Raw genomic sequence first — 26,686 nt, forward strand, 5'->3', positions numbered from 1 at the left:
GAATGGAAGCTAGAAATACGTTCAAAGAAGAGCTACATAAAAAGAACGCCTATATGCTATTAAATGTTCGATTAGAAAGTGGATATAAGTATGAAGATGGACAGGTTGTCGCCACTGAAACAGAATTACGAAATATCGAAATTGAAAACGGTATTATTACGAAAATACAAGATGCCCATCTACCATATAGAAGAGAAATAGATTGCTATGATGCGATGGGAATGCTTCTCCTCCCGGCATTTAAGGACATGCATATCCATTTAGATAAAACCTACTATGGGGGGCCTTGGAGGGCTGGGGCAAATCGAAAAAGTATTTTTGACATGATTGAATTAGAGGAGGAAATACTGCCAAAGCTACTACCAACGGCACAAGAGCGTGCGGAAAAATTAGTTGAACTAATCCTGAGCTACGGTTCAACGTATGTTCGAAGTCATTGTAATATTGATCAAACTGTTGGGCTTAAAAACCTCGAAAAATTAAAGGCTGCCTTAGAGAATTATTCAGATAAAATTTCACATGAGATCGTAGCTTTTCCTCAACATGGATTGCTTCGTTCCAATGTAGATGGGTTATTACGAGAGGCAATGGAGCTTGGCGTAACACATGTAGGAGGTCTTGATCCAACCGTTGTTGATGGAAACATGGAGAAGTCTCTTGAAACAATGGTACAAATCGCAGTGGACTATAACAAAGGCATTGATATTCATCTTCATGAGGGTGGGGAAACAGGGATTAAAGCGATAAATAGATTGGCTGATTTAACCGAAGAGGCTGGACTAGAGGGAAAAGTAACAATTAGCCATGCATTCTCACTAGCTGCATTGTCGGAGGAATCAGGAATCGAGCTTGCAAACCGCCTAGCCTCGTTAGGTATTTCAATTGCCTCAACTGTTCCGATTGGTAAAACGGTTATGCCGATTCCACTCTTTCAAAAGCAGGGAGTAGAAGTTCTACTCGGAAATGATAGTATTACAGACCATTGGTCACCGTTTGGGATTGGAGATATCCTTCAGAAAGCACATCTTGCAGCACAATTATATGGTTGGAGCAATGAATTTAACTTATCACGCGCTTTATCACTAGCAACTAGAGGCATGACGCCTTTAGATAAAGAAGGGAATCAAATCTGGCCAAAGGTTGGAGATGAAGCTACTGCTGTCCTCGTATCTGCCAGCTGTTCAGCAGAAGCTGTAGCAAGGTTGCCGAAGCGTACTGCTGTTCTGCATAAAGGTGTATTTTCTTCAGGCTCTTTAGAAAAAAAGTAATTTTACACGATGGAGTGTTCTAGCAACTTGATCTTAAAGAAGGTAACTAGCCCATTTGTAGTGAGGTGATGGGAAAATGAAAAGGGATGACCCAGAAAATCAAATAAACAATGATTTAGATAAGAATAAAACAAAGCATGAAATTATTGAATCAGGACACAAATATCGGGAAGAATTATTACAATCCATTCGAAAAGGAGAACAGGAATCTGTTGTCCGATCCATAAGTGAATTTAATGAGTTTCTAAGTGAAGAAACTGACACACTAGATATTTTTAAAAGAGTTCCAAGGAATAAATTACGTGCATTTAAAAACATATTATTATCGCATAATACGCTCTACAGCTATTCAGCAGAAAAAGGTGGCTTGAGCGCATGGCAATGTCATTACCTTTCTGAAAAATATGCAATTATGATTGAGAACGCCAAGTCTACACTTGAACTAGAAGAGATTCATAAAAAAATGCTAGAGGAGTACTCAGACCCTTCAATTCGTTTTATCGAATTTGAAAAGGCAACAATTGCTGAGAAAGCTGAGCATTTTATAAAGATGAACTTCTCAGAGGATATATCGATTGAGGACATATCCCGAAAGCTACATGTACATTCTTCCCACTTAATGCGTGCTTTCAAAAAAGAAAAAGGGATGACAATCAGTCATTATCGAAATTTGGTAAGGATTAAGGAAGCGAAGGAGTTATTGACTAATTCTAATCTTTCACTGATAGAAATCACCTTTATTGTAGGTTTTAAAAATCAACAATACTTTTCTCGCGTTTTTAAAGAGGAAGTAGGCGTAACCCCAAAAGAGTATAAACAAAAAAATAGTAAGTGAAGCCCTTTTATCATTTGAAAAATTTGATAAAAGGCTTTTTTTATTTCATGCAATGATAGTGTAAAAGGATGCAATATTATTGCAAAAGTAATTCGGGATTTTGAGTTAAAATTCTAATATATTAATATTTTAAACGCTTTCATTATTATGAAGGAGGATGATGAAAGAAAGTTTAGTATATAGATGAATGGATCAAACTATTAGTTTGTATAGTAAACAAATATAATGAGATATCATCATAAGTTGAAAATCTGGATAATTAAAGCCTTACTCTTCTCAAGTTAAGTTATTGCAGCATTGAAATTAAATTTAAAAGTAATAAATCCATTATTTCATTTACATTGGGGGTTAAAACATGGAAAAGAAACAGGTTAGAAAATTTGGTTTCCGTGATCAATTTGGATATATGCTAGGGGATGTTGGTGGAGGATTTGCAAACCTTTACATTGGCTCGTTTTTCCTTTTATTCACCACCTCAGTATTGGGAGTAAGTCCTTATTTCATGGGAACATTGTTTTTAGTTGCTCGAATATTTGATGCATTTACAGATGTTGTGATGGGAAGTATTCCTGATAGATGGAGATTAGGAAAAAGCGGCGATAAATTTTTACCGTATATTAACATATCGAAATGGTTACTTGCAGCATCCATTTTAATTTCATTTGCAGACGTCTCAAGTTGGTCATCAACGGCAATTCATGTATGGGTCGTATTTGTTTATCTATTCTATGGAATCGCATACACAGCTGATTCAATTCCTTATGGTTCGTTAGCGGCTGTTATTACAGATGATCCAATTGAACGTACAAAATTATCTCGTGCTCGTTCTATTGGTGGAATGGTTGTTGGAATCGGGTTTCTATCGTTTGTCCCTATGTTTATCTATGATAAATCTGGGAATCTAGTGCCTGAAATGTTCTTTTACATTTCTATCGTATTCAGTATTCTTTCCGTTCTAGCTTATACAGGACTTGTTAAATTAACAACAGAACGTATTCGTGATGATAGACCAGTTGGTACTAAACCTGATTACAACTTTACAGATGCTTTAAAAGCTGCCTTAAAGAATCGACAGTTATTAGGGATGATGGTAGCAAGTGTTGGTTCATTAATTATGATTAATGGTGTTACACAATTAGCTGCAATTGTGTTCTCAGAATACTACAAAAATCCTGGTGCATTTGCGATTAACTCGTTCTTACAAATGGGAGTTACACTGGTATTGTTTATTTTTGTTCCTACTCTAGTTAAGAAGTTTGGTAAGCGTAATATGGTCATTAGTACGGCAAGCTTTAGTTTAATTGCTTCTTCACTCCTAACAATCTTTATAATTGAGAATGTTTACGTTTATATAGTAGCCTATAATATTGCAACAATCGCAAATATGGTCTTTATTATGATTGTATGGGCACTTGTTACAGATTGTTTAGATTTTACAGAACTTCAAACTGGCAAACGATATGATGGAACACTTTACTCCATTTATTCATTCTCACGTAAAGTAGGTATGGGTGTTGGTTCTGCACTGGGTAGTTATGCTTTAGGTTGGGTCGGGTTTGTGTCTGGACAAACTTCTCAAACCCAAGAAGTAGCAGAAGGTGTTTTACGTATGTATAACGGATTACCTATTTTGTCTTTTCTCTTAATGCTTATCGGTATTGCGTTAATTTTCAACTTGAATACCACTAGAGCTCAAGAAATGTACTCTACATTAAAACAAAGAAGAGCTCAAAACTCATGAAAAATCTAGTAAATATATACATTTATAATTTTTAAGGGGGATGTTATTCGATGAGAACTCGGTTCCTATCTAAATGCACAAACGGGGAAGTTGAAGAATACCTGCAACAAAATGATCTGATTTTTGTACCTGTTGGTGTAACAGAAACGCACGGAGCACTACCGCTTGATACGGAAACGGTAATTGCGGAAGCACTTGCGTTAAAAATGGCAGAGGCGACAGATGGCCTCGTTCTTCACAACCTGCCCTATTTTTTCGCTGGTGGGACAGCGATGGCTCGCGGGACCGTTAATATAAGTGTTAAAGAGGGTATGAGATATTTAGAAGCAATAGCTAAATCACTTTTAAAACAGGGTTTTAGAAGACAGGTATATGTTACTTGTCATGGTCCTGCACACATAACATTAAGCGGAATGGTTCGTGATTTCTTTGAGGAAACAAAAGTACCAATCCTTTATATTGACATGATTAAAGCAACTGATAGTGTTGAAGATTTAAGTTTTTCGTTTATGGAGAAATTCAATGATATTAGCATTGGGGCATACAAAATACTAGGTAGATTAGAAGATGTTCCGATGAATGTTCCAGAGTCAAACTCAGTAACCTATGATGTACAGAGTATGTTAAAGGGCATGAGTAAAAACCCGGGAAATGCACTTGGTAAATATGCACTGCAATCAGGGGCAATTGGTTCATACTTTGATCAAGCGTCTGACCATCTACCAACACCACTCATTACATCTGAAGAACATCGTGAAGAATTAGCTCATTCAGGCGTTCTTGCAATTGAAGAGTTTATTGAAAAATTGGATTTGCCAACAATTGTTGACCTTTTACGAAAAACAGATGAGTATACACAAAACGACAGTCTACCAAAATACGGTGAATGGTTATAATTTAGATAAAAACGAGAATTCATTTTCTCGTTTTTTTGTTGGAGATTTATGAGTATTTTATATCCCGTTAGCAGTTTTGTTTTATCTCTCTGGTTATTAAAGTCTAATTTAGTAACAAATGGAGTGAGGAATTGTACAAAATTACAGTTTCAAATTACAAGTATTTAAGTTATATTCTATAAGAAAAACCGAGCTGTTGGGGAGGAAACTTTTTATGAGAAATATCATTATCCGCATCGCTTCTATTAACGATATTGATGATATCCTTTCAATTTATAATGAGGGAATTGAGGATCGAATTGCAACTTTGGAAACTTCTACAAAAGATAAGGCTTTTATGCTTGCCTGGTTTCATCAACATACTGGACGTTTTAAGGTCATAATTGCCGAAGTTGAGGGAGAAATTGTTGGATGGGCAAGTCTTAATCAGTATAATAGTCGATCTGCATATGATGGGGTTGCTGATTTATCTGTCTATGTTAGAAGAGATGATCGTGGAAGAGGTATAGGAGGAAAATTACTTTCCACAATCGAGAAGTTGGCTAAGGAAAACGCATTTCACAAAATTGTCTTATTTACTTTTCCGTTTAATAAACTTGGTCAAGGACTTTATAAAAAAAGTGGATTTCGGGAAGTAGGCGTCTTTAAAAGTCAGGGGAAAATCGGTGATCAATTTATTGATGTAATGGCAATGGAGAAACTGTTAGTTTAGTAGGATGAGAAAGCAATTTATGTGTAATGACCAGTCTGAAATGTATGGATTGGTTATTTTTTTATCATGCAATATGCAAGCATCTACTCAAAATCAAAGAGAAATTATTGGTCAAGTGTGAATCAAAGAATGTAAGGCATTTATACTAATTAGGAAAGATAGATTTGACGTGTTTAGTAATTGATTGATATGCATTTAAAATAAGAGTTGCGATTTTTATATAAGCAAAATATTATATAAGTAAAAGGTTATATAGGCGGATCTTTATGTAGGAAGGAGAAGACTGATTTGGAGAACATTGAATTAATGGCTAAACAGCTAAAAGCTGTGAGTGACCCCAACAGATTAAAGCTATTATCATGCCTTAAAAAAGGGGAAGTATGTGTTTGTGATTTTGTCGATGTTTTAAATATTTCTCAACCAGCGGTTAGTCAACAATTGAAAAAGTTGAAGGATGCTGGAATTGTTCTTGAAAGACCCTCTGGTACTTGGAAACATTATCGATTAAATGATGATTTACCTCCATATATTCAGTCTATTATCGATCAATTGCAAGAAATCGTAATTATTAAATGCGATTGTTAAGTATGCAACAGGAGTATTCTAATACATCTAAGTAAGTAGTAGGAGGTTATCTATTGATATCAGTAATTTTAGCTTCAGTTATTTTCTTAATTACACTAGTCTCGGTTATATGGCAACCCAAAGGTTTATCCATTGGTTGGTCTGCATGTGGTGGAGCTGTCTTAGCTCTAATCGTTGGAGTAGTGGATTTTAAAGATGTAATCGATGTTACATCCATTGTTTGGAACGCAACTCTAGCGTTTGTTGCTATTATTATCATTTCATTAATACTAGATGAAATCGGATTTTTTGAGTGGTCAGCCTTACACATGGCAAGAGCCGCGAAAGGAAATGGAGTTCGAATGTTTGTGTATGTATCTATTTTAGGTGCATTAGTAGCTGCATTCTTTGCTAACGACGGAGCAGCATTAATTTTAACTCCAATCGTATTAGCGATGGTTCGAAATCTAAACTTCAATGAAAAAATGATATTCCCATTTATTATAGCTAGTGGATTTATTGCAGATACGACATCTCTGCCACTTGTCGTTAGTAACTTAGTAAATATTGTTTCAGCAGACTTTTTTGGAATTGGTTTTGCAGAGTTTGCATCAAGAATGATTGTTCCCAATCTCTTTTCGTTAGCAGCAAGTATTTTGGTCTTATATCTATTTTTCCGTAAGAGCATTCCAAAGAATTATGATATGACTCAATTGAAAAAGCCAGTAGAAGCGATTCGTGACCTGAAGATGTTCAGATTATCTTGGATTGTGTTAGGGATACTACTTATTGGATACTTTGCAAGTGAATTTACAGGAATTCCTGTATCAATTATCGCAAGTATTGTGGCAATCTTCTTCCTCTTCATGGCTAGGAGAAGTTCAGCCGTGAATACACGTACAGTAGTAAAAGGTGCTCCGTGGGCTATCGTGTTTTTCTCAATAGGAATGTATGTAGTTGTGTATGGGTTAAGAAATGTTGGGCTTACAGATATCCTAGCAAACCTAATTCAGTTTACAGCTGATCAAGGATTATTCGCGGCAACAATCGGAATGGGATTCATTGCAGCGATTCTGTCATCTGTTATGAATAACATGCCGACTGTCATGATAGATGCTCTAGCAATTGCAGATACAAATACAAGCGGTGTAATAAGAGAAGCTCTTATCTATGCGAATGTTATTGGTTCAGATTTAGGTCCAAAAATTACACCAATTGGTTCTCTTGCAACGCTATTATGGCTACATGTACTTTCACAAAAAGGTGTTAAGATTTCGTGGGGAACATACTTTAAGACTGGTATTATTTTAACCATTCCGACTTTGTTCATTACTCTAGTTGGATTATATATCTGGTTACTTATTATTCATTAAACAACAAAGGAGACTTCGTTTATGTCTAAAAAAACAATTTACTTTTTATGTACTGGTAACTCATGCAGAAGCCAAATGGCTGAAGGGTGGGGGAAAAAGTATCTAGGAGAAGAGTGGGACGTATTAAGTGCAGGAATTGAAGCGCATGGTTTGAATCCTAATGCAGTAAAAGCGATGAACGAAATTGGTATTGATATTTCCAATCAAACTTCAGACATAATTGACCCTGAAATCCTAAACCATGCTGATTTTGTCGTAACTTTATGTGGAGATGCTGCTGATAAGTGTCCAACGACACCACCACATGTTAGACGTGATCATTGGGGATTCGATGATCCTGCGAAAGCTCAAGGTATGGAAGAGGAGAAATGGGCAGTGTTCCAACGAGTGCGTGACCAAATTGGTGAAAGAATTCAACGATTTGCTGAAACAGGTGAATAAGAACCACTAGAGGAACTACCAAATTTCCGTTGGTATTTGAAAGATAGGAGGATATGAATGCATAATTAATGTTGTCTATTATCTAGGCAATCTATGCATTAATATCCCCAGTTTATTGATGTAAATAACCAATCAGTATCTTCGAACACCCCCTCCCAAACCTACCTTTTTTTACCCGATTTTCTTTACGCTTTAAATTTGATATAGTAAAGTTTATAATTTTAAAAGTTATTATAGTTTGATAAAAAGGATTTATGAATGCCATTGCTATAAATGAAGCATGAACATTTCTGAGTGTAACTTTCGGATGAAAGTTTGACATCGTGTTGATATAGAGAGGATTTGAGTTTGACTATGAAAGATAATTTTTGGCGTGATCTACCAAGGCCGTTTTTTATACTTGCACCAATGGAAGATGTGACGGATGTTGTTTTCCGACATGTAGTAAGTAAAGCTGGTAGACCTGATGTGTTTTTTACAGAGTTTACGAACACGGATAGTTATTGTCATCCAGAGGGGCAGCAAAGTGTACGCGGGCGTTTGACGTTTACTGAAGATGAACAACCAATTGTGGCTCACATTTGGGGAGACACGCCCGAACACTTTCGAAAAATGAGTATTGGTATGGCTGAAGAAGGATTTCGGGGGATCGATATCAATATGGGGTGTCCAGTTGATAATGTCGTAGATAATGGAAAGGGATGCGGTCTCATCCGCCGTCCGGAAGTTGCAGCTGAAATCATCCAAGCGGCAAAAGCGGGAGGACTGCCTGTTAGCGTGAAGACAAGGCTTGGTTACGAGGAAGTTGATGAATGGCGCGACTGGCTAACACACATCTTGAAACAAGATATTGTTAATTTATCCATTCATTTGCGTACAAGAGAGGAGATGAGCAAAGTTGATGCGCACTGGGAGTTGATTCCGGAAATCAAGAAACTTCGTGACGAGGTGGCACCAGACACGCTTTTAACGATTAATGGAGATATTCCTGACCGTCAAACGGGCATGAAACTTGCTAAGCAATATGGTGTAGATGGAGTTATGATTGGGCGCGGGATTTTTACAAACCCATTTGCCTTTGAAAAAGAGGCAAAAGAACATAGCAGTAAGGAATTGCTTGATCTTTTAAGATTGCATCTCGATCTTTTTGACAAGTATTCACACTTACAATCGCGTTCTTTGGGACAACTACGTCGCTTTTTTAAGATTTATGTCAAGGGATTTCGCGGGGCGAGTGAGTTAAGAAATCAATTGATGAGTACAAAATCAACAGATGAAGTGCGTGCACTGCTTGATAACTTTGTGTCAGAGAATGATCTATAATGTATTCGAAAAAGCTTGTAAAGACATTGAATCTTTACAAGCTTTATTTTTGTTAAAGGAAGCTTAGTAGCTTATCTTTTAATCGCTTTTTCCTTTGAAGGTAAACAATAGAAAGGCATTATCGTGGAAAATGCACCATTTACTGCCTATGATAGAGTAAGAGGTTAATAGTCTTTTCTGATTACTATTACAGACGAAAGGAGGCCAACTATGAATATCGGTTTAATTGGGGCGGGGGCAGTTGCTACTTTTTTATTGAAAGAAATCAATCAAAATCAACTTGATAATCTGCGTATTAAAAGCGTTTTGGTACGGGATACAGAAAAATATCGGCTGTTGGAGTCAAAATTTGGTGTGAAATTGTATACTGATCTCAACTCATTTCTTGATTCAGAAATCGATATTGTTGTGGAGGCAGCGAATATACAGGCAGTAAAGTCCTTGTTACCGTCAGTTATCAAGAAAAAGGATGTAGTTGTAATCAGTGTTGGTGCACTCGCAGATGAAGCACTGTTGAATGAAATTAGTGATTCTGTAAAAAAGCATAAGTATACCGTTCATCTGCCGTCTGGTGCAATTGGCGGTTTGGACTTATTGCAAAATGCACACGCACTAGGTAAAGTGAAGCGGGTTTCGTTGACAACTCGAAAACCTGCCAACTCGCTCATCGATGAGGACATCCAAGATTCGAAGGTTGTTTTTGAAGGAAAAGCAATTGATGCAATTAAGCAATTTCCAAAAAACATGAATATCTCTATTTTACTGTCACTAGCTGGGGTAGGGATAGAAAAGACAAGAGTGTGCCTTGTGGCTGATCCACATATCGAAAAGAACATACATCAAGTGGACATAACAGGCGAGTTTGGCGAAGCAACATTCTTTATCACAAATCATCCACTCCCGGAAAATCCAAAGACGAGCTATTTAGCGGCTATGAGTATTCTGGGCACATTAAAAAGAATAAATGGGAAACTAAGAATTGGTGGTTAAATTAGAGTTTAAAAATATCCTATTTTTGATGGAGCGTGTCTTTAAGGTTCGCTCTTTTTTTACTATTTTTGATACAAAAAGAAGGGTATATTTTGAAAAGGCAATAGACAACCCCTGCTGCTATTGCCTTCGCTTTATCGAGCGTATAAAGAGGAGAAGGTTTGATGAAATGTTGCTGAATCCCCTTCATTGAGCTTATGAAGAGGAAAAGAGCCGAAGAAAGGTTGCTGAACCCCCTTCATCAAGCGTATGAAGAGGAAAAGAGCCGAAGAAAAGTTGCTGAATCCCCTTCATTGAGCTTATGAAGAGGAAAAGAGCCGAAGAAAAGTTGCTGAACCCCCTTCATCGAGCGTATGAAGGGGAAAAGAGCCGAAGAAAAGTTGCTGAATCCCCTTCATCGAGCTTATGAAGAGGAAAAGAGCCGAAGAAAAGTTGCTGAATCCCTTTCATTGAGCTTATGAAGAGGAAAAGAGCCGATGAAGAGTTGCTGAATCCCCTTCAACGAGTGAATGAAGAGGAAAAGAGCCGAAGAAAAGTAGCTGAATCCCCTTCATCGAGCGTATGAAGAGGAACAGAGCCGAAGAAAAGTTGCTGAATCCCTCTCAACGACTGTCCGAAGTTACTTCAACTTCGGACACGCCGCGCGGATAGTACCTCTCCGAGTCCGAAGATGGTTAAACTTCGGACAAGCCCACGCGGAAAGTGCCGCCCCGAGTCTGAAGATAGGTAAACTTCGGACACGCCCGCGCGTAAAGTGCCACCCCGAGTCCGAAGATGGGTAAACTTCGGACACGCCGGCGTTGATTTTACCTTCGCTTGTCCGAAGATAGCTAAACTTCAGACACGCCCGCGCGGATAGTACCACCCCGAGTCCGAAGATGGGAAAACTTCGGACACGCCGGCGTTGATTTTACCTTCGCTTGTCCGAAGATAGCTAAACTTCAGACACGCCCGCGCGGAAAGTGCCACCCCGAGTCCGAAGACGGGTAAACTTCGGACAAGCCCACGCGTAAAGTGCCACCCCGAGTCCGAAGCTGGGTAAACTTCGGACACACCCGCGCGGGAAGTGCCGCCCCGAGTCCGAAGAAAGCTCAACTTCGGACACGCCCGCACTGATTGTGCTAACCCTTGTCCGAAGACAGATCAACTTCCGACATCCCCGCACTGATTGTACCTCCCCGAGTCCGAAGCTAGATGAACTTCAGACACCAAAGCGCAGATATTGCCTTCGCTTGTCCGAAGCCTCTCACCTTCAGACACGCCCGCGCGGATAGTACTATCCCAATCCGAAGATCACCAACCTCCATACACCCATGCCCAGATTTGCCATCATATTGTCCGAAGATACACACTCCCTCACGCAGGCACCACCCAGTTTCTCGACAAATGTAAACAAAAGTTGATATTAAATTTATGTTCGATTAGTAAGATCATATTCGAAAGGTATTAAAGGAGGTTTTACATTTTGAGGAAACTGTTATATCCAATTACAGATTGGGTTTCAAGTAAACGTGGGATGTGGATTACGATTATAGCTTGGCTCGTCTTGATGGTCGGATTAAGTGCGGGACCAAGGCTTGCCGATTATAAAGTAAGTAATTTTCAATCGCTTCCTGATGAAGCACAATCGATCATAGCTGAGAAAAAGACAGAAGAGCTATTCCCAAATGAGCAAGGGACACCGGGAATCCTTGTATTCCATAATGAAAATGGGGACATTAATACCGATGAGGTCACACAAATACTAAATGGAATCGCAGCAGAAGATATTAAAGGAATTGAGACCATCCTTGATATAAGCGCGCTTCCACCTCAAGCGTTATCGGGCTTTATCTCTGAAGATGGTACAACCATGATTGTGCCGATGGAATTAGAACAGGGCCTTGGCAATAGTGAATTTGCCGAAATAAATGACAAGGCTTCTGAGGTAGGCAATAAGCTGGCAGAGCAGTTTGATAATATGTCCTTTTATATCACTGGTCCAGCTGGGATAGCTGGGGACACACTCAAGTTATTTGAACAAGCGGATGTGGTGTTATTACTTGCAACGATAGGTATTATTTTAATATTACTTATTGCCATTTACCGTTCGCCATTACTTGCATTTATACCTCTTCTAGCAACAGCGATTGTTTATCAGGTTGTGAATCAAAGTGTTGCATTACTAGGAGCGGGTGGGTTAGAAATTAATAACTCCACAACCTCAATTATGAGTATTTTACTTTTTGCTGCAGTGATTGACTATTCACTATTTGTATTCTCTCGTTACCGCGAGGAACTAAACAAAGTTGAAAGTAAATATGAAGCTATGAAACTTGCAATGCGTGCAACTGGGGAACCGGTATTTTTTGCTGGAGGAACAGTATTAGCAGCTATGCTAATCTTATTCTTTGCTGATTTCCGTGACTATCAAAACTTTGCTCCTATATTTGGGCTTGCAATGTTCTTTATTATGTTAGCATCGATCACATTGGTTCCAGCTTTATTTACACTTTTCGGTCGTAAAGCGTTTTGGCCAAAAGTTCCAAAGTATGGCCAAGAAAAAGAAATAAAACATGGAATTTGGGGACCAATTGCTAAGTTTGTGGTGAATAAACCAGGTTTATCTGGAGGCATTGTTGGTGTTTTCCTTCTCATTACTGCATTAAATATATTTAATCTTGATTTTGAATTTGATACTGTCAAAAAGTTCCCTGAGGATTTACCTTCTCGAGTAGGTTATGAAGTTGTAGAGACAAGATATGATAAAGGGGAACTAGCACCTACAACATTGTTAGTTGAAAGTGATAAAGCAATAGCCCCAGAGCAAGTAACAACTTTTACAGAAAAACTACAAGAATACGATGAAATTGCAACTGTTCGAATGACTGCACAATCTGAAGACTCTAAGGCATTAAAATTAAGTGTTGTCTTAGCAACGAATCCATATTCTACAGAATCTATGACAATCATTAAAGATTTGCGTGAAGATACACCAAATCTATTGAAGGACCTTTCCATACCAGGAGATGCATACTATAGTGGAGTGACTGCAAAGCTAGTAGATGAACTGGATGTGAATACGAGAGATATCTTTACAATTGCGATACTTGAAACATTACTAATACTCATACTCTTATTTGCCCTAACTCGTTCAATGAAAATGCCAATTTATATGATGGCAACCATTTTACTGTCCTATGTATCTGCTTTGGGGCTTGGTATTTTCCTTGTCGATATCTTGTTTGGATATGATGCATTAAGCACTCGGGTTCCGGTATATGCTTTTATCTTCCTTGTGGCATTAGGTATCGATTATAACATTATCCTTGCCTCACGTTTTATAGAGGAAAGGAAAACTCATCGCGTTAAAGATGCTCTTGAAGTTGCGATTCGTAATACGGGTGGAGTAATCTCATCTGCTGGTATCATTCTAGCTGCAACCTTTGCAGCGCTAACAACGATGCCAATTGCCGATCTATTCGTATTTGGATTCATCGTTTCGATTGGAATCTTGATTGATACTTTCCTAGTTCGTGGAATGCTATTACCAGCTTTGGTATTGTTATTTGAAAAAGACAAGCAAGCATCGCATAATAGACAGTAAAATAAAATACAAAGGGCTTCCTTCGTATTTTACTTTTTAGGAGGTTCGCATTATGAAGATTCTTGTTGTAGATGATGATGTCTATATTCAACAGCTAGTATCGATCCATTTGAGCCGAGAAGGCTATCAAGTATATCGAGCTAATCATGCCGAAGAAGCATTAGATTTGTTAGAGGAGAAAACAGTTGATTTGGCGATTGTCGATGTGATGATGCCTGGAATGGATGGATTTGAATTGACCAAGATTTTGGCGAACGACTATGATATCCCTGTCATATTGCTTACGGCTAAAGGTCAAATCGATGATAAAGAACAAGGCTTCTTATCTGGTTCTGAAGACTATATTGTTAAGCCTTTTGAGGTGAAGGAACTTCTATTCCGTGTTACCGTTGTGTTAAGGCGTGTCGAACGTGCCATGGAAACTGTAATAAAAGTAGGAAATCTCATGATAGATCGAAAAAATTTCGAATTAAATATAAATCATGAGACAGTCCTTCCGCCTTTAAAGGAATTTGAAGTATTAAGCTTATTAGCATCACGGGCAAATAAGGTTACGCCTAGATCCATTCTGGTGGAACAAGTATGGGGTGTTGATTATGAAGGTGGAGAACAAACTCTAAATACTCATATAAATCGTATCCGGGAGCGTTTAAAAAAATACGATGCATCAGTGGAAATTCAAACGGTTCGCGGAATTGGCTATAAGCTAGAGGAAACGAAATGAAGACTTTATATCGGAAATTCATTGTGGCTACGCTATTGATTTTAATGATAAGTGTCATTGTAGGTATGATCATCGCAAATTTTATTTACATGACATCGACAAAACAGAAGATTGATCAGCAGAATGTAGAGATTGCACAAAGAATTACATTAACCCTTGAGAGTATGCATTCGGATAGCTCCTCCTTCGAGCCATTCTTGGAATCGATTGGAAACCTGGGGTATCAGATATATGTGGTAAACGAATCAGGTAAAGAAGCTTATTTTGGTAAGCCTTTTACAAAAACGGATCTTCCACAAGAAGCCAAGAAGGTTCTTTCTAAGAAGGAAGTTTACCATGGTATGAATGCATTTTCCCATAAGTTTTTAATGATGGGACACTTCTCAAATACTGTAGAGAATACGGTAGGTGTTCCATTCACAATGAATGGGAAACAATACGGTTTATTTATCCGTCCTAACAATAAATTACTTTTTTCAGATATTCATATGATATTAGCGTGGTTTTTTGTAGCGGTAACGATTGTTAGTATTAGTGGGGTAATTCTGTTTGCAAAGCATCTGATCCAGCCGATTACTAAGTTAACGGAAGCGACCAAAGAGATTACACGGGAGAATTTTAATTATCCACTACCGATTGATCGTAATGATGAGATTGGACAATTAGTAGAAAGCTTTAATACGATGCAGAGGCAGTTACAGCATAATGATGAAGCGAGGAAATCCTTTATCAATAATGTGTCACATGACTTTCAGTCCCCACTTATGAATATTCAGGGATATGCAGAGCTTTTACTGTCACAAAACGTAAATGAACGAGATTCTAAAGAATACTTACAGATTATTGATCACGAATCAAAGCGGCTTTCAAATCTAACAAAACAACTCTTGTTGTTAACATCTCTTGATCAAAAAGCATACCCGATGAAGATTACAGAGGTCCAATTGGATGAACAAATTAAACAAACCATCCGTAGGTATCAGTGGCGACTACAAGAAAAGGAAATTGAAGTCTCGTACAAATTGCCTTTTATTCGGACAAAAGTTGATGCAGAACTTATGAGCAATGTTTGGGACAACTTACTAACAAATGCGATTAAGTATAATACACAAGGAGGAAATATCTGGATTAACTTATCAAGAAGCGAATTTTTCATTAAGGTCATTGTGAAAGATACAGGAATTGGTATGTCGAAGGACGCCGTCTCTCAAATTTTTGAACGTTTTTACCGAGTAGATTCATCTAGAAAAAGGGACGGCACAGGACTTGGTTTATCAATCGTTAAACAAATAATTGACCTGCATGGAGGAGAAATCAAGGTTGACAGTAAGGTTGCCGAGGGAACAACCTTCACAATTATACTTCCTAACATGATTGGGGAAATGGAGGAATAAATAATGGAACAAACTTGGAGTATACGGCTCATTCGATTTTCAGCGATATTCGGTATAATCGGTACTTTTCTAGGCTCTCATATGTCTGGAAATATGGATTATTCGTTGAGACCTATTCATGCTCATATTCTATTAGTAGGCTGGCTATCAGTGTTTGCTTGGGGAATTTTTTATAAGGTATATACGATTAAATACAAAAAACTTGTGTCAATTCACAGTATCCTAGGAATGTTAGGTGCCCTAGGGTTAACGGTAGGTATGTGGATGTACAATATTAATCCATTTAATCTTAATGAGACCTTTGTAATGGTGTTCTTTATTGTGGGGGGAACCTTCCTTTTACTTGCTTTTTTACTATTTGTGCCAATCACTTTTCTTATTGATAAACAGGAAAATAAAAATTTCTAATATTAATCAAAATTTTTTATCAATTCTTAAAAATGCTGGTTGACGCTGGAAATAAAAGTGCATATACTGAAATTAGTTATTAGAATCTAGAGCTTTATAGATACTTAAACAAGTGAATCGTTATTTTGTATAGTTAAAATCAATCACATATCATTCGCCCATAGTATTTTAGTTAATAGGGGGCTATATGATGAAGTCATTTTTTTAGTGGCTTTCATCATATAGCTCCCTTTTTTATTGGCTCTTTACCGGACTAAAGCGAATTGAGGGGAGACAAACAGATGGTTACATTAACTGGTCAAACACTAACTTTTAAAGAGGTACAAAGAGTTTTATATGAAGGTGAAAAAGTTAATTATTCTGAAGAGAGTATGAGAAAAGTCCAAGAAAGTCGAAAAGCAGTTGAAAAAATTGTGGCTGAGGAACGAATTATTTATGGCATTACAACAGGGTTTGGGAAGTTTAGTGATGTGTTTATCGATAAAGACGATGTAGAGGCGTTGCAACTAAATTTAATTCGTTCTCATGCTTGTGGAATTGGCGAACCCTTTCCAGAGGTTGTATCACGTGCGATGCTCCTTCTTCGAGCAAACGCATTGCTGAAAGGGTTTTCAGGTGTACGTCCAGTCGTGATTGATAGATTGCTTGATTTACTGAATACTGGCATTCATCCGGTCATTCCACAACAAGGATCGCTTGGTGCGAGCGGGGACTTAGCACCACTCTCACATTTGGCTCTTGTTTTAATCGGGGAGGGTGAGGTCTTTTATAAAGGAGAGAAAACATCTGCGATTCAGGCGTTAACAAAGGAATCTATTTTTCCGATCACATTAACAGCCAAAGAAGGGTTAGCGCTTATCAATGGAACACAGGCAATGACAGCGATGGGGGCAGTTGCATATCTGGAAGCAGAAAAGTTAGCCTATCAAACAGAATTGATTGCCTCTCTAACTATTGAAGCGTTGCGCGGAATTATTGATGCATTTGATGAAGATATTCAGCTTGCACGTGGTTATCAAGAACAAATAGATGTAGCTGAACGTATTCGTGCTCATCTTTCCGATAGCTCTTTAACAACAAGACAAGGTGAAATCCGCGTTCAAGATGCCTATTCAATCCGTTGTATCCCACAAGTGCACGGAGCAACATGGCAAACATTAAACTATGTTAGAGAAAAATTAGAAATAGAAATGAATGCTGCTACTGATAATCCATTAATCTTTGATAATGGTGAAAAGGTTTTATCAGGGGGGAACTTCCACGGACAACCGATAGCTTTTGCCATGGATTTCTTGGCGATTGCAGTAGCGGAACTAGCCAATATTTCTGAACGTCGAATCGAGCGTTTAGTTAATCCGCAACTGAATGACCTACCGCCATTTTTAAGTCCTGAACCTGGTTTACAATCAGGTGCAATGATCATGCAGTATGTCGCAGCATCACTTGTATCAGAAAATAAAACTTTGGCGCATCCAGCTAGTGTAGATTCGATTCCTTCATCAGCAAACCAAGAGGATCACGTGAGCATGGGGACAATTGGATCAAGACACGCATATCAAGTCATCACAAATACGCGACGTGTATTAGCAATCGAGGCCATTTGTAGTATGCAGGCAGCTGAAATTCGGGGAAAAGAAAAATTGGCATCCGCAACAAGTTCATTTTTAGAAAATGGTAGAAAAGTCGTGCCGTATATTTCCGAAGACCGCGTGTTCTCTAAGGATATAGAAGCAATGAATCACTGGTTAAAGACAGGAACTTTTAATTTTAATCATCAGAAGTCCCCTACTTCTACTGAATAACGTTAAAGCCTCCGGCGGATGCCTCGATTTTTCAGCGGAAATTTTTCGAGCATAGGATTAAAGACTAAAAACGCTACGTCTTGTGGCAACGTCTTTGTTACCCACATCGTGTGGGCTTAAAAAATCGGGCGTAAATACGCCAAGGCGCATTTGATATTTAATCAAAAGGCAACAAAAAACTCCATTAATTAACAGAGGATCGAAGTAATGTGATTGGGATTCTATACATTCTTTTTATTAATAAAATATAAGTAATACAACTTGGAGGGAATAAAATGAAAAGTACAAAAAACAACAAAATTATCCGTTACGTAGGGACACAATTAAATACGAAAGGTTGGCAGCAAGAGGCTGTGCTTCGTATGTTAATGAATAATTTAGATGCAGATGTAGCCGAGAGGCCAGAGGATCTTGTTGTATATGGGGGGATTGGGAAAGCAGCACGTAACTGGGAATCATTTGACGCGATTGTTGACTCAATTAAAGAACTAGAGAGTGATGAAACATTGCTGGTGCAATCAGGAAAACCGGTGGTTGTGTTTAAAACTCATAAGGATGCACCACGCGTTTTGATTGCGAATTCGAATATTGTTCCAGCTTTTGCAAACTGGGAAACCTTCCATGAACTCGATAAAAAAGGCCTAATGATGTATGGGCAAATGACAGCAGGTAGCTGGATTTATATTGGTTCTCAAGGAATTGTTCAAGGTACGTACGAAACGTTTGCTGAGTTAGCGAAGCAGCACTTTAACGGTACATTAAGAGGTACGATTACTGTAACAGCTGGCCTTGGAGGAATGGGTGGTGCACAGCCACTTGCAGTAACGATGAATGGTGGCGTATGTATCGCGATTGAAGTGGATGAGTCTAGAATCGACCGCCGAATTGAAACTCGTTATACAGATGTGAAAGCGTACACATTAGATGAAGCGATCCAGTTGGCTGAAGAAGCAAAAAGAGATGGAAAAGCATTATCGATTGGTTTATTAGGCAACGCATCTGATCTTCTTCCGGAGATGATTGCAAGAAACTTTATCCCTGATGCCTTAACCGACCAAACATCAGCACATGATCCACTAAATGGGTATGTACCTTCTGGGATGTCATTGGAAGCAGCAGCAAAATTAAGAGAGTCCAATCCGAAAGAGTTTGTAAATCTTTCAAAAGCATCAATGGCTAAGCATGTTGAAGCAATGCTTGAAATGATGGAAAAAGGAGCTATCACATTTGACTATGGTAATAATATTCGCCAGGTTGCCAAAGATGAAGGTGTAGAAAATGCATTTGATTTTCCTGGCTTTGTTCCGGCTTATATTCGCCCACAATTTTGTGAAGGAAAAGGACCATTCCGATGGGTAGCACTATCAGGAGACCCAGAAGATATCTACAAAACAGACGAAGCCATTTTACGTGAATTTAGTGACAATGAACACTTATGTAACTGGATTCGTATGGCAAGGGATAAAATCCAATTCCAGGGCCTTCCATCTCGTATATGTTGGTTAGGCTATGGAGAGCGTGCCCGATTCGGAAAGATATTGAATGATATGGTGGCAAGCGGAGAACTGAAAGCACCAATCGTCATTGGTCGTGACCATCTGGATTCAGGTTCAGTTGCATCACCAAATCGTGAAACAGAAGCAATGAAAGATGGATCAGATGTTGTGGCAGATTGGCCGATTTTAAATGCGATGGTAAACGCTGTTGGAGGCGCAACTTGGGTATCGGTCCATCACGGTGGCGGAGTCGGAATGGGTTACTCCTTACATGCAGGGGTTGTGATTGTTGCGGATGGTACGAAAGAAGCAGAAGCACGTATTGAACGAGTATTAACAACGGATCCAGGGATGGGGGTTGTACGTCATGCAGATGCAGGATACGAACTTGCTAAGAAAACAGCGCGTGAAAAAGGGATCAAGATGCCAATGTTGGATAAAGGGGTTGATCAATAATGACAAAACCAATCTGGATTATACATGCGGCACAATTAGCAACACTCGCGTCTGATGTAAAAGGTCCACGCTCAAAGGAAGCAATGTCTGAGCTTGGGCTAATTGAAGACGGCAGTTTGTGGATTGAAGATGGTGTAATCCAGGCAGTAGGAACAACAAAAGAACTTGAAGTGCGGTATGCTGATAGGCTCCATGAGGCTGAAACTGTTGATGCTACGAACCATCTAGTTACTCCAGGACTGGTGGATCCGCATACACATGTTGTGTACGGGGGAAGCCGCGAGCGTGAATTTGAAATGCGCCTTGAGGGTGCAACATATATGGACATAATGAACGCGGGTGGAGGAATTCATGCGACCACACGAATGACAAGAGAAGCTACAGAAGAAGAGCTAATTAATCAAACAACACATCGACTAGATTCGTTTTTGGCACATGGTGTAACAACTGTGGAAGGAAAAAGCGGTTATGGTATGGATTTGGAGACCGAGTTGAAGCAGTTACGTGTAATGAAAAAACTTCAAAATCAACATCCAATTGATCTAGTTCCAACGTTTATGGGGGCACATGCAGTGCCACCAGAGTATAAAGGTCGTGAAGATGAGTTTGTTGATCATTTAATTAATGATATGTTACCGGCAGTTGCTAAGGAAAAATTGGCTGAATTTAATGATGTGTTTTGTGAAAAAGGGGTATATACACCAGAGCAATCAGAGCTTATATTAGAAGCTGGAAAACGATTGGGATTAATCCCGAAAATCCATGCCGATGAAATTGTACCTTATGGAGGGGCGGAATTAGCGGCTAAAGTAGGAGCCATTTCAGCTGAGCATTTATTAAAAGCGTCTGATGAAGGGATTAAAGCGATGGCGAAGTCCGGTACAATCGCTTGTTTACTTCCAGCGACAGCTCTGTATTTACGTGAAGCAGCAGCCGCAGGCAGAAAAATGATCGACGAAGGTGTGGCTGTGGCGATTTCGACGGATTGCAATCCAGGATCATCCCCAACAACCTCGATGCCACTTGTTATGAATTTAGCTTGTATTTTAATGCGTTTAACACCTGCAGAAGCATTAACGGCAGCAACCTATAATGCAGCCCATGCAATTAATCGGCATGAACAAGTTGGGTCTCTTGAGGTTGGTAAACAAGCGGACTTTGTTTTATGGAATGTGAAAAATTATCAAGAATTGCAATATTTATTCGGGGTTAACCATGTAAAAGATGTCTGGAAAAAAGGTATAAAGGTCGTGAAAAAAGATGAATGAACATTTTCTTCAGAAACCTGAATGGTCATGGAATCAGACGGCAATAGATGAACCAACTTACGTCCATCAATGGGTTACACCATTGAATGTGCAAGAACATACACCTGATCTCATTCTGTACGGAGCGCCAATTTCAAGGTCTTCGATTAGTGTTTCTGGAGCTTCTTTATATCCAACTGAATTTCGGCGGATGTGGAAGGGATTTGCCACGTATAATTTGGACGAAAATGTTGATTTAAGTTCCTTTCGAGTAGCGGATGCTGGCGATGTGGCAATGCATACGACGGATATTCTGTTATCACATCAACGAATCCAAAAGTCTACAGCCTATCTTGCTGCACACTATCCAAACACGCCGACATGTATGATTGGCGGTGATCATTCGACAACGGCTTGTGCTGTACGAGGGATTAAGGATGCATTCCCAAGTGAAACGATTGGAATTTTACAACTTGATACACATCTTGATGTAAGGGATCCAAAAGAACTAGGGCCAGCAAATGGAACACCAATCCGGCAATTAATCGATGGCAAGGTCATTAAAGGAGAAAACGTGATTAATATTGGACTTCATGGATACTTCAATGCAAAACCATTAGTAGATTACGCTAATCAGCACAAAATTCAGATGGTGACATTAAAGCAAGCTCGAAAACAGGGATTAATCAACACGATTCAACGTGCATTAGATCAACTAACAGCAAAGGTTGATCGTATTTACGTAACAGTTGATATGGATGTATTGGATATTTCAGTTGCCCCTGGAGTACCAGCTTCTACACCAGGAGGGTTATCAGCCGTTGAACTGTTTGATAGTTTGCTAGAAATCGGCAAACATCCTTCTGTTAGACATATTGATTATGTCTGCCTGGACCCAAGTAAGGATTCGACAGTTTCTGAAACAGTTAAGGTTGGAACTTATGCGTGGCTGCAATTTATTACAGGTCTTGTCTTACGATAGACTCAAGTGCAGGGATAATTAAGGGTAGATAGATTAAGGAAAACTGTAGGTGCTTGAAACCTACAGTTTTTTTATCATCTATTGCATGACATATTTCGACTATTAGTTGAACTGTTAGAGTTGAGGTATAATATAGATGATATAAAGTGGCATACAGAAGAATGAGAGTGATTAAGTTTTGATTGATATTAGCAAAATTATTCAAGGGAAAAATTTGACGGAATTAGATGTACAAATCATACGTTATATTATTACGAATATTGATACCGTTTTGCAAAAAGGAGTACGTGAAATTGCTAAAGACAATTTCACTTCCCCCGCAACTGTTATTCGCTTATCCAAAAAGTTAGGCTATACCGGTTTTGTGGATATGTATTATCAACTACTGCCGATGATAAGGAATGTTGAAGTACCGCAAAGTGGTGATATAGAAGACTTTTTGCAGGTTAGCCAAACGGATTTTTTAACCCTTAATTCGATGGAAGATATTGAAACGTTTATTAGCAAAGTGTTAAATCTAGATCAAAAATATATTTTCATTTATGCGACTGGCTTTTCAGCGATTGCTGCAGAGTACTTTCATAAAAAACTACTAGTATTAGGTAGGAAAACGATATTTGCCAGTGCAACGGATTCCGTTGGCATATTTGAAAATAATCTTGAAGATATTGGAGCATTAGTTGTAATATCAAAATCAGGGGAAACACAGACTGTGATTGATAAGCTGCATGCAGCAAAAGAGCATCATGTGTTTACAGTTTCTTTTACAAAGGAAACGGAGAATCGCATTGCTAAGTTGTCAGATTTAAACTTTAAAATTATGGATTACAATAAACTAGATGACCGAAATATGCTACCAAATCGTTTCTTTCCAAAATTGCTTTTGTTGTTTGAGTTTATCCTTAAGCAGTATGTTGAGAAATTAGGGTCGAAAAAGAATAGGGTCGAATGAAACGTGTTTCAATCTGTGAAACACGTTTTTATTCATGTTGAAACTATCGACTATAAAACGCTTGCATTGTATTCTAAACGTGTCGAAAGAAATTAAGTGAATATTGGAGGTGCGGCTAAATGAAAGCCAAAATGATGGAAGGTATGCAACGCTTTTCAAAAGCAATGTTCATTCCAGTACTTATTTTACCGATTGCCGGTATTTTGATTGCCCTTGGTAATTTATTTACAAATGCTAGACTATTGGAAGTCATTCCATTTTTAGATAATCCGATTACGACAGGATTCGGATCCATTTTAACAGGATCATTAGTTTCGATTCTTGGGAACTTAGGATTGATTTTCTGTGTCGGTATCACGGTAGGCTTGGCTAATAAAGAGAAAGCCGTTGCTGGTTTTACTGCTTTGTTAGGTTATTTGGTTTTTGTTAATGCGATGAATAAATTTATGGACCTTACCGGAGTACTGTTTCAAGGAGACTCCCTGCAAGGTACAGGACAAACGCTTGTTTTAGGTGTTCAAATACTTGATATGGGTGTTTTCCTCGGAATTATTCTTGGAATTGCAACCGCTTTTGTTCATAACAAATTTGTTGATATAGAATTTAACGGAGCTTTTCAAATATACGGTGGATCACGTTTTGTCTTTATCGTACTTATACCAGTAGTTGTACTCTTATCAATTGCTCTTACGTATATTTGGCCGTTTTTCCAAAATGGGATCAACAATCTTGGTACTCTTATTAATCACAGTGGGAGCTTCGGAATATTCTTATACGGAATGTTAGAGCGCTTATTAATTCCTACTGGGCTGCATCACTTAATCTATACACCATTCTTATATACATCATTGGGCGGTGTAGCAGAAGTTGGCGGACAAATTTTTGAAGGTGCAAGAAATATTTACTATGCTGAAATCGCAGATCCAACTGTAAAAGAACTTTCTTCATCTGTAGTTTGGGATGCACGAGGTATTTCAAAAATGTTTGGTTTACTCGGAGCTTGCTTAGCGATGTATCATACAGCAAAGCCTGAGAACAAGGCTAAGGTAAAAGCAATTTTGATTCCTGCAGCCGTTACTTCTTTTATTGCTGGTGTAACGGAACCTATTGAATTCTCATTCATGTTTGTTGCTCCACTACTATTTGTGGTTCACGCAGCTTTAAGTGGGTTAGCAATGGTGACGTTTAATCTATTAGATGTCAGAGCAATTGGACCAAATGGAATGATTGACTTCCTATTGTTCAACTTACCGCTTGGTATTGAGAAAACACACTGGCCAATGTACATTTTAATCGGTTTAATCTACTTTGTTATCTACTACTTACTATTCCGCTTCTTAATTGTGAAGTTTAACTTCAAGACAGTCGGAAGAGAAGAAGGTGGACAAGAAACAAAGTTATATACGAAGAAAGACTTAAAAGAAAAGCAAAAACAAGGAAAAAATGGAACTTCCGAATCACAAGGAAATGACGGAATTGCCCCAGTCATTGTTGATGCATTAGGTGGAGCAAGCAATATTCATACCGTAACAAATTGTTATACAAGACTTCGTTTAACACTAGATAATCCTGAAATGGTCAACGAGGAAGTGTTGAAGAAAGAAACAGGAGCTAGTGGAGTCGTGATTAAAGATAAAAACGTTCAAGTTGTTTACGGCTTACAGGTAACAACGATTAGAAAAGCTGTTGACAGTTATTTAGGATTAACGACAAACGAATAGAATCGGAATAAAACAATAAAAAGGTTTACTAGAAGGGAATGGAGAAAATGAAAAAATTCTCAGTCGTTATTGCAGGTGGAGGAAGTACCTATACACCAGGGATTGTTATGATGTTATTAGATAATCTGGACCGTTTCCCACTTCGAAAATTAAAATTATATGATAATGATCGTGAAAGACAAGCTGTTTTAGGAGAAGCAATTGAAATTGTATTAAAAGAAAATGCGCCGGATATTGAATATTGCTTCACAACCGATCCAGAAGAGGCATTTACAGATATCGATTTCTGCTTTGCTCATATTCGTACGGGTAAATATGAAATGCGCGAAAAAGATGAAAAAATTCCATTGAAATATGGTGTGGTCGGCCAAGAAACATGCGGACCTGGCGGAATTGCTTATGGAATGAGAAGCATCGGTGATATGGTTGAGTTAATCGACATAATGGAAAAATATTCGCCAGATGCATGGATGTTAAACTATTCTAATCCAGCAGCCATTGTAGCTGAAGCTTGCCGAGTTCTTCGCCCAAATTCAAAAGTATTAAATATTTGTGATATGCCTGTAGGTACACTGCGTAGAATGTCTCATATCATCGGCAAAGAGCCACAGGATTTAGAAGTACGTTATTTCGGATTAAACCACTTTGGCTGGTGGACAAGTATTAAAGATAAAGAGGGAAATGAATATCTTCCTCAAATTCGTGATTATGTTGCAGAAAACGGTTATCTTACTCAAAAAGAAGTAGATACCCAGCACACAGATGCCAGCTGGCAAGAAACACACAAGAAAGCAAAAGATTTACTAGCGGTTGATCCTAGATTCTTGCCAAATACGTATTTAAAATACTACTTATACCCTGATTATGTGGTAAAGACCTCTAATCCGGATTACACAAGGGCAAATGAAGTTATCGCAGGTAGAGAAAAGACTGTCTTCTCTACAGCTAGAACAATCATTGAAGGAGGAACAGCAGAAGGCTGCGAATTTGAAATGGGGGCACATGCTACTTTCGTTGTTGATTTAGCCCGTGCGATTGCCTTTAACACACATGAAAGAATGTTATTAATTGTTGAAAACAATGGAGCAATTGCTAACTTTGATGATGAGGCGATGGTTGAGGTTCCTTGTATTGTCGGTAGTGAAGGTCCAGAGCCATTAAGCCAAGGAAAAATTCCTGAATTCCAAAGAGCATTAATGTACCAACAAGTAACAGTTGAAAAATTAGTGGTTCAAGCCTATATCGAAGGCAGCTATCAAAAGCTATGGCAGGCTCTAACACTTTCAAAAACAGTACCAAGTGCAAAAGTAGCGAAAGAAATCTTGGATGAATTAATAGAAGCTAACAAAGGTTATTGGCCTGAATTACATTAATAGAAAAGTAGAATTCTAGGGGTGACCCGTAGCATAAGAATACTACAAGCTTTAAAGATTAATAATAAGATTTTTCAAAAATCTTATTGACAGTTAACCACATTCCATGTAAATTATAAATTACAATTCAATAATCAATGAATTCTTATCAAGAGAGGTGGAGGGACTGGCCCTTTGAAGCCTCGGCAACAGACTACTAGGTACTGTGCCAAATCCAGCAAGCAAAGAGCTTGAAAGATGAGAAGAGACGATTAAATTTACTATTTAAACCCTCTTCTGTCATGAAGGGGGTTTTATTTTTGGGCTGTTTTCTTGAGCATTGTTGCTATCGGTAAAGCCATTATATATTCACGATGAGTACTACGTTCAGTGATTGGAGCGGATGGTACGAGATCCTCGAAA

The 26,686-nt window shown here is 38.4% G+C and carries 21 protein-coding genes and 1 riboswitch; all 21 genes read left to right on the plus strand.

The genetic code is table 11. The features are described from left to right. Window positions 1-2: 2 nt before the first annotated feature. Window positions 3-1,268, plus strand: a complete 1,266-nt coding sequence (locus tag NST91_RS03460; protein WP_341330021.1) for an amidohydrolase family protein — start codon at window positions 3-5, stop codon at window positions 1,266-1,268. A gap of 76 nt (window positions 1,269-1,344) precedes the next feature. Next, window positions 1,345-2,103, plus strand: a complete 759-nt coding sequence (locus NST91_RS03465) for a helix-turn-helix domain-containing protein (RefSeq protein WP_341330022.1) — start codon at window positions 1,345-1,347, stop codon at window positions 2,101-2,103. A gap of 355 nt (window positions 2,104-2,458) precedes the next feature. Beyond that, complete coding sequence (locus NST91_RS03470) at window positions 2,459-3,844, plus strand: MFS transporter (RefSeq protein WP_341330023.1); 1,386 nt, start codon at window positions 2,459-2,461, stop codon at window positions 3,842-3,844. Window positions 3,845-3,894: 50 nt separating this feature from the next. Next, window positions 3,895-4,740: a creatininase family protein gene (locus tag NST91_RS03475; protein ID WP_341330024.1), complete on the plus strand. Its 846-nt coding sequence runs from the start codon at window positions 3,895-3,897 to the stop codon at window positions 4,738-4,740. Window positions 4,741-4,954: 214 nt separating this feature from the next. Continuing rightward, on the plus strand, window positions 4,955-5,452 hold the full coding sequence (locus NST91_RS03480) for an arsinothricin resistance N-acetyltransferase ArsN1 family A (RefSeq protein ID WP_341330025.1): 498 nt from the start codon (window positions 4,955-4,957) through the stop codon (window positions 5,450-5,452). A gap of 288 nt (window positions 5,453-5,740) precedes the next feature. Continuing rightward, window positions 5,741-6,037 carry an ArsR/SmtB family transcription factor gene (locus NST91_RS03485; RefSeq protein WP_341330026.1) on the plus strand — a complete coding sequence of 99 codons (297 nt, stop codon included), beginning with the start codon at window positions 5,741-5,743 and terminating at the stop codon, window positions 6,035-6,037. 53 nt (window positions 6,038-6,090) lie between these two features. Then, a complete protein-coding gene (locus NST91_RS03490) occupies window positions 6,091-7,389 on the plus strand; it encodes an arsenic transporter (RefSeq protein ID WP_341330027.1) in 1,299 nt (432 codons plus the stop codon). Between the two features lie 21 nt (window positions 7,390-7,410). Next, complete coding sequence (gene arsC / locus NST91_RS03495; protein WP_341330028.1) at window positions 7,411-7,830, plus strand: arsenate reductase (thioredoxin); 420 nt, start codon at window positions 7,411-7,413, stop codon at window positions 7,828-7,830. A 354-nt stretch (window positions 7,831-8,184) separates the two neighbouring features. Beyond that, the gene (locus NST91_RS03500) at window positions 8,185-9,153 is read left to right on the plus strand and encodes a tRNA dihydrouridine synthase (protein ID WP_341333477.1); all 969 of its coding nucleotides are present in this window, start codon (window positions 8,185-8,187) and stop codon (window positions 9,151-9,153) included. Window positions 9,154-9,363: 210 nt separating this feature from the next. After that, window positions 9,364-10,143: an aspartate dehydrogenase gene (nadX, locus tag NST91_RS03505; RefSeq protein ID WP_341330029.1), complete on the plus strand. Its 780-nt coding sequence runs from the start codon at window positions 9,364-9,366 to the stop codon at window positions 10,141-10,143. A 1,465-nt stretch (window positions 10,144-11,608) separates the two neighbouring features. Then, a complete protein-coding gene (locus NST91_RS03510) occupies window positions 11,609-13,729 on the plus strand; it encodes an MMPL family transporter (protein WP_341330030.1) in 2,121 nt (706 codons plus the stop codon). 52 nt (window positions 13,730-13,781) lie between these two features. Next, a complete protein-coding gene (locus NST91_RS03515; protein ID WP_341330031.1) occupies window positions 13,782-14,453 on the plus strand; it encodes a response regulator transcription factor in 672 nt (223 codons plus the stop codon). Beyond that, window positions 14,450-15,847: a sensor histidine kinase gene (locus NST91_RS03520; RefSeq protein WP_341330032.1), complete on the plus strand. Its 1,398-nt coding sequence runs from the start codon at window positions 14,450-14,452 to the stop codon at window positions 15,845-15,847. The genes NST91_RS03515 and NST91_RS03520 overlap by 4 nt, the downstream gene beginning before the upstream one ends. Window positions 15,848-15,850: 3 nt before the next feature. Further along, window positions 15,851-16,255, plus strand: a complete 405-nt coding sequence (locus NST91_RS03525; protein WP_341330033.1) for a hypothetical protein — start codon at window positions 15,851-15,853, stop codon at window positions 16,253-16,255. A 281-nt stretch (window positions 16,256-16,536) separates the two neighbouring features. Further along, window positions 16,537-18,057 carry a histidine ammonia-lyase gene (gene hutH, locus NST91_RS03530; protein WP_341330034.1) on the plus strand — a complete coding sequence of 507 codons (1,521 nt, stop codon included), beginning with the start codon at window positions 16,537-16,539 and terminating at the stop codon, window positions 18,055-18,057. A gap of 275 nt (window positions 18,058-18,332) precedes the next feature. Further along, a complete protein-coding gene (gene hutU, locus NST91_RS03535; RefSeq protein WP_341330035.1) occupies window positions 18,333-20,009 on the plus strand; it encodes a urocanate hydratase in 1,677 nt (558 codons plus the stop codon). Then, the gene (gene hutI, locus NST91_RS03540) at window positions 20,009-21,277 is read left to right on the plus strand and encodes an imidazolonepropionase (protein WP_341330036.1); all 1,269 of its coding nucleotides are present in this window, start codon (window positions 20,009-20,011) and stop codon (window positions 21,275-21,277) included. The genes hutU and hutI overlap by 1 nt, the downstream gene beginning before the upstream one ends. After that, complete coding sequence (locus NST91_RS03545) at window positions 21,270-22,238, plus strand: agmatinase family protein (RefSeq protein ID WP_341330037.1); 969 nt, start codon at window positions 21,270-21,272, stop codon at window positions 22,236-22,238. Before hutI ends, NST91_RS03545 begins: the two co-directional genes overlap by 8 nt. A 178-nt stretch (window positions 22,239-22,416) precedes the next feature. Then, a complete protein-coding gene (locus NST91_RS03550; RefSeq protein WP_341330038.1) occupies window positions 22,417-23,190 on the plus strand; it encodes a MurR/RpiR family transcriptional regulator in 774 nt (257 codons plus the stop codon). A 119-nt stretch (window positions 23,191-23,309) separates the two neighbouring features. Beyond that, window positions 23,310-24,911 (plus strand): PTS transporter subunit EIIC, encoded by a 1,602-nt coding sequence (locus NST91_RS03555; RefSeq protein WP_341330039.1) that lies wholly within the window; start codon window positions 23,310-23,312, stop codon window positions 24,909-24,911. A 47-nt stretch (window positions 24,912-24,958) separates the two neighbouring features. Beyond that, a complete protein-coding gene (locus tag NST91_RS03560) occupies window positions 24,959-26,284 on the plus strand; it encodes a 6-phospho-alpha-glucosidase (protein ID WP_341330040.1) in 1,326 nt (441 codons plus the stop codon). Between the two features lie 142 nt (window positions 26,285-26,426). Then, window positions 26,427-26,528, plus strand: a riboswitch (SAM riboswitch). Window positions 26,529-26,686 lie beyond the last annotated feature (158 nt).

The organism is Ferdinandcohnia sp. FSL W7-1320, assembly GCF_038050315.1.
Taxonomy (GTDB): domain Bacteria; phylum Bacillota; class Bacilli; order Bacillales; family Bacillaceae_L; genus Ferdinandcohnia; species Ferdinandcohnia aciditolerans.

Excerpts from the sequence above, each read along its gene's own strand:
- NST91_RS03480 (WP_341330025.1), top strand. The coding sequence starts at position 4,955 with ATGAGAAATATCATTATCCGCATCGCTTCTATTAACGATATTGATGAT.
- hutU (WP_341330035.1), top strand. The coding sequence starts at position 18,333 with ATGAAAAGTACAAAAAACAACAAAATTATCCGTTACGTAGGGACACAA.
- hutH (WP_341330034.1), top strand. The coding sequence starts at position 16,537 with ATGGTTACATTAACTGGTCAAACACTAACTTTTAAAGAGGTACAAAGA.
- NST91_RS03560 (WP_341330040.1), top strand. The coding sequence starts at position 24,959 with ATGAAAAAATTCTCAGTCGTTATTGCAGGTGGAGGAAGTACCTATACA.
- NST91_RS03525 (WP_341330033.1), top strand. The coding sequence starts at position 15,851 with ATGGAACAAACTTGGAGTATACGGCTCATTCGATTTTCAGCGATATTC.
- arsC (WP_341330028.1), top strand. The coding sequence starts at position 7,411 with ATGTCTAAAAAAACAATTTACTTTTTATGTACTGGTAACTCATGCAGA.
- NST91_RS03500 (WP_341333477.1), top strand. The coding sequence starts at position 8,185 with ATGAAAGATAATTTTTGGCGTGATCTACCAAGGCCGTTTTTTATACTT.
- NST91_RS03460 (WP_341330021.1), top strand. The coding sequence starts at position 3 with ATGGAAGCTAGAAATACGTTCAAAGAAGAGCTACATAAAAAGAACGCC.
- NST91_RS03465 (WP_341330022.1), top strand. The coding sequence starts at position 1,345 with ATGAAAAGGGATGACCCAGAAAATCAAATAAACAATGATTTAGATAAG.
- NST91_RS03520 (WP_341330032.1), top strand. The coding sequence starts at position 14,450 with ATGAAGACTTTATATCGGAAATTCATTGTGGCTACGCTATTGATTTTA.
- hutI (WP_341330036.1), top strand. The coding sequence starts at position 20,009 with ATGACAAAACCAATCTGGATTATACATGCGGCACAATTAGCAACACTC.
- nadX (WP_341330029.1), top strand. The coding sequence starts at position 9,364 with ATGAATATCGGTTTAATTGGGGCGGGGGCAGTTGCTACTTTTTTATTG.
- NST91_RS03475 (WP_341330024.1), top strand. The coding sequence starts at position 3,895 with ATGAGAACTCGGTTCCTATCTAAATGCACAAACGGGGAAGTTGAAGAA.
- NST91_RS03555 (WP_341330039.1), top strand. The coding sequence starts at position 23,310 with ATGAAAGCCAAAATGATGGAAGGTATGCAACGCTTTTCAAAAGCAATG.
- NST91_RS03515 (WP_341330031.1), top strand. The coding sequence starts at position 13,782 with ATGAAGATTCTTGTTGTAGATGATGATGTCTATATTCAACAGCTAGTA.
- NST91_RS03545 (WP_341330037.1), top strand. The coding sequence starts at position 21,270 with ATGAATGAACATTTTCTTCAGAAACCTGAATGGTCATGGAATCAGACG.
- NST91_RS03470 (WP_341330023.1), top strand. The coding sequence starts at position 2,459 with ATGGAAAAGAAACAGGTTAGAAAATTTGGTTTCCGTGATCAATTTGGA.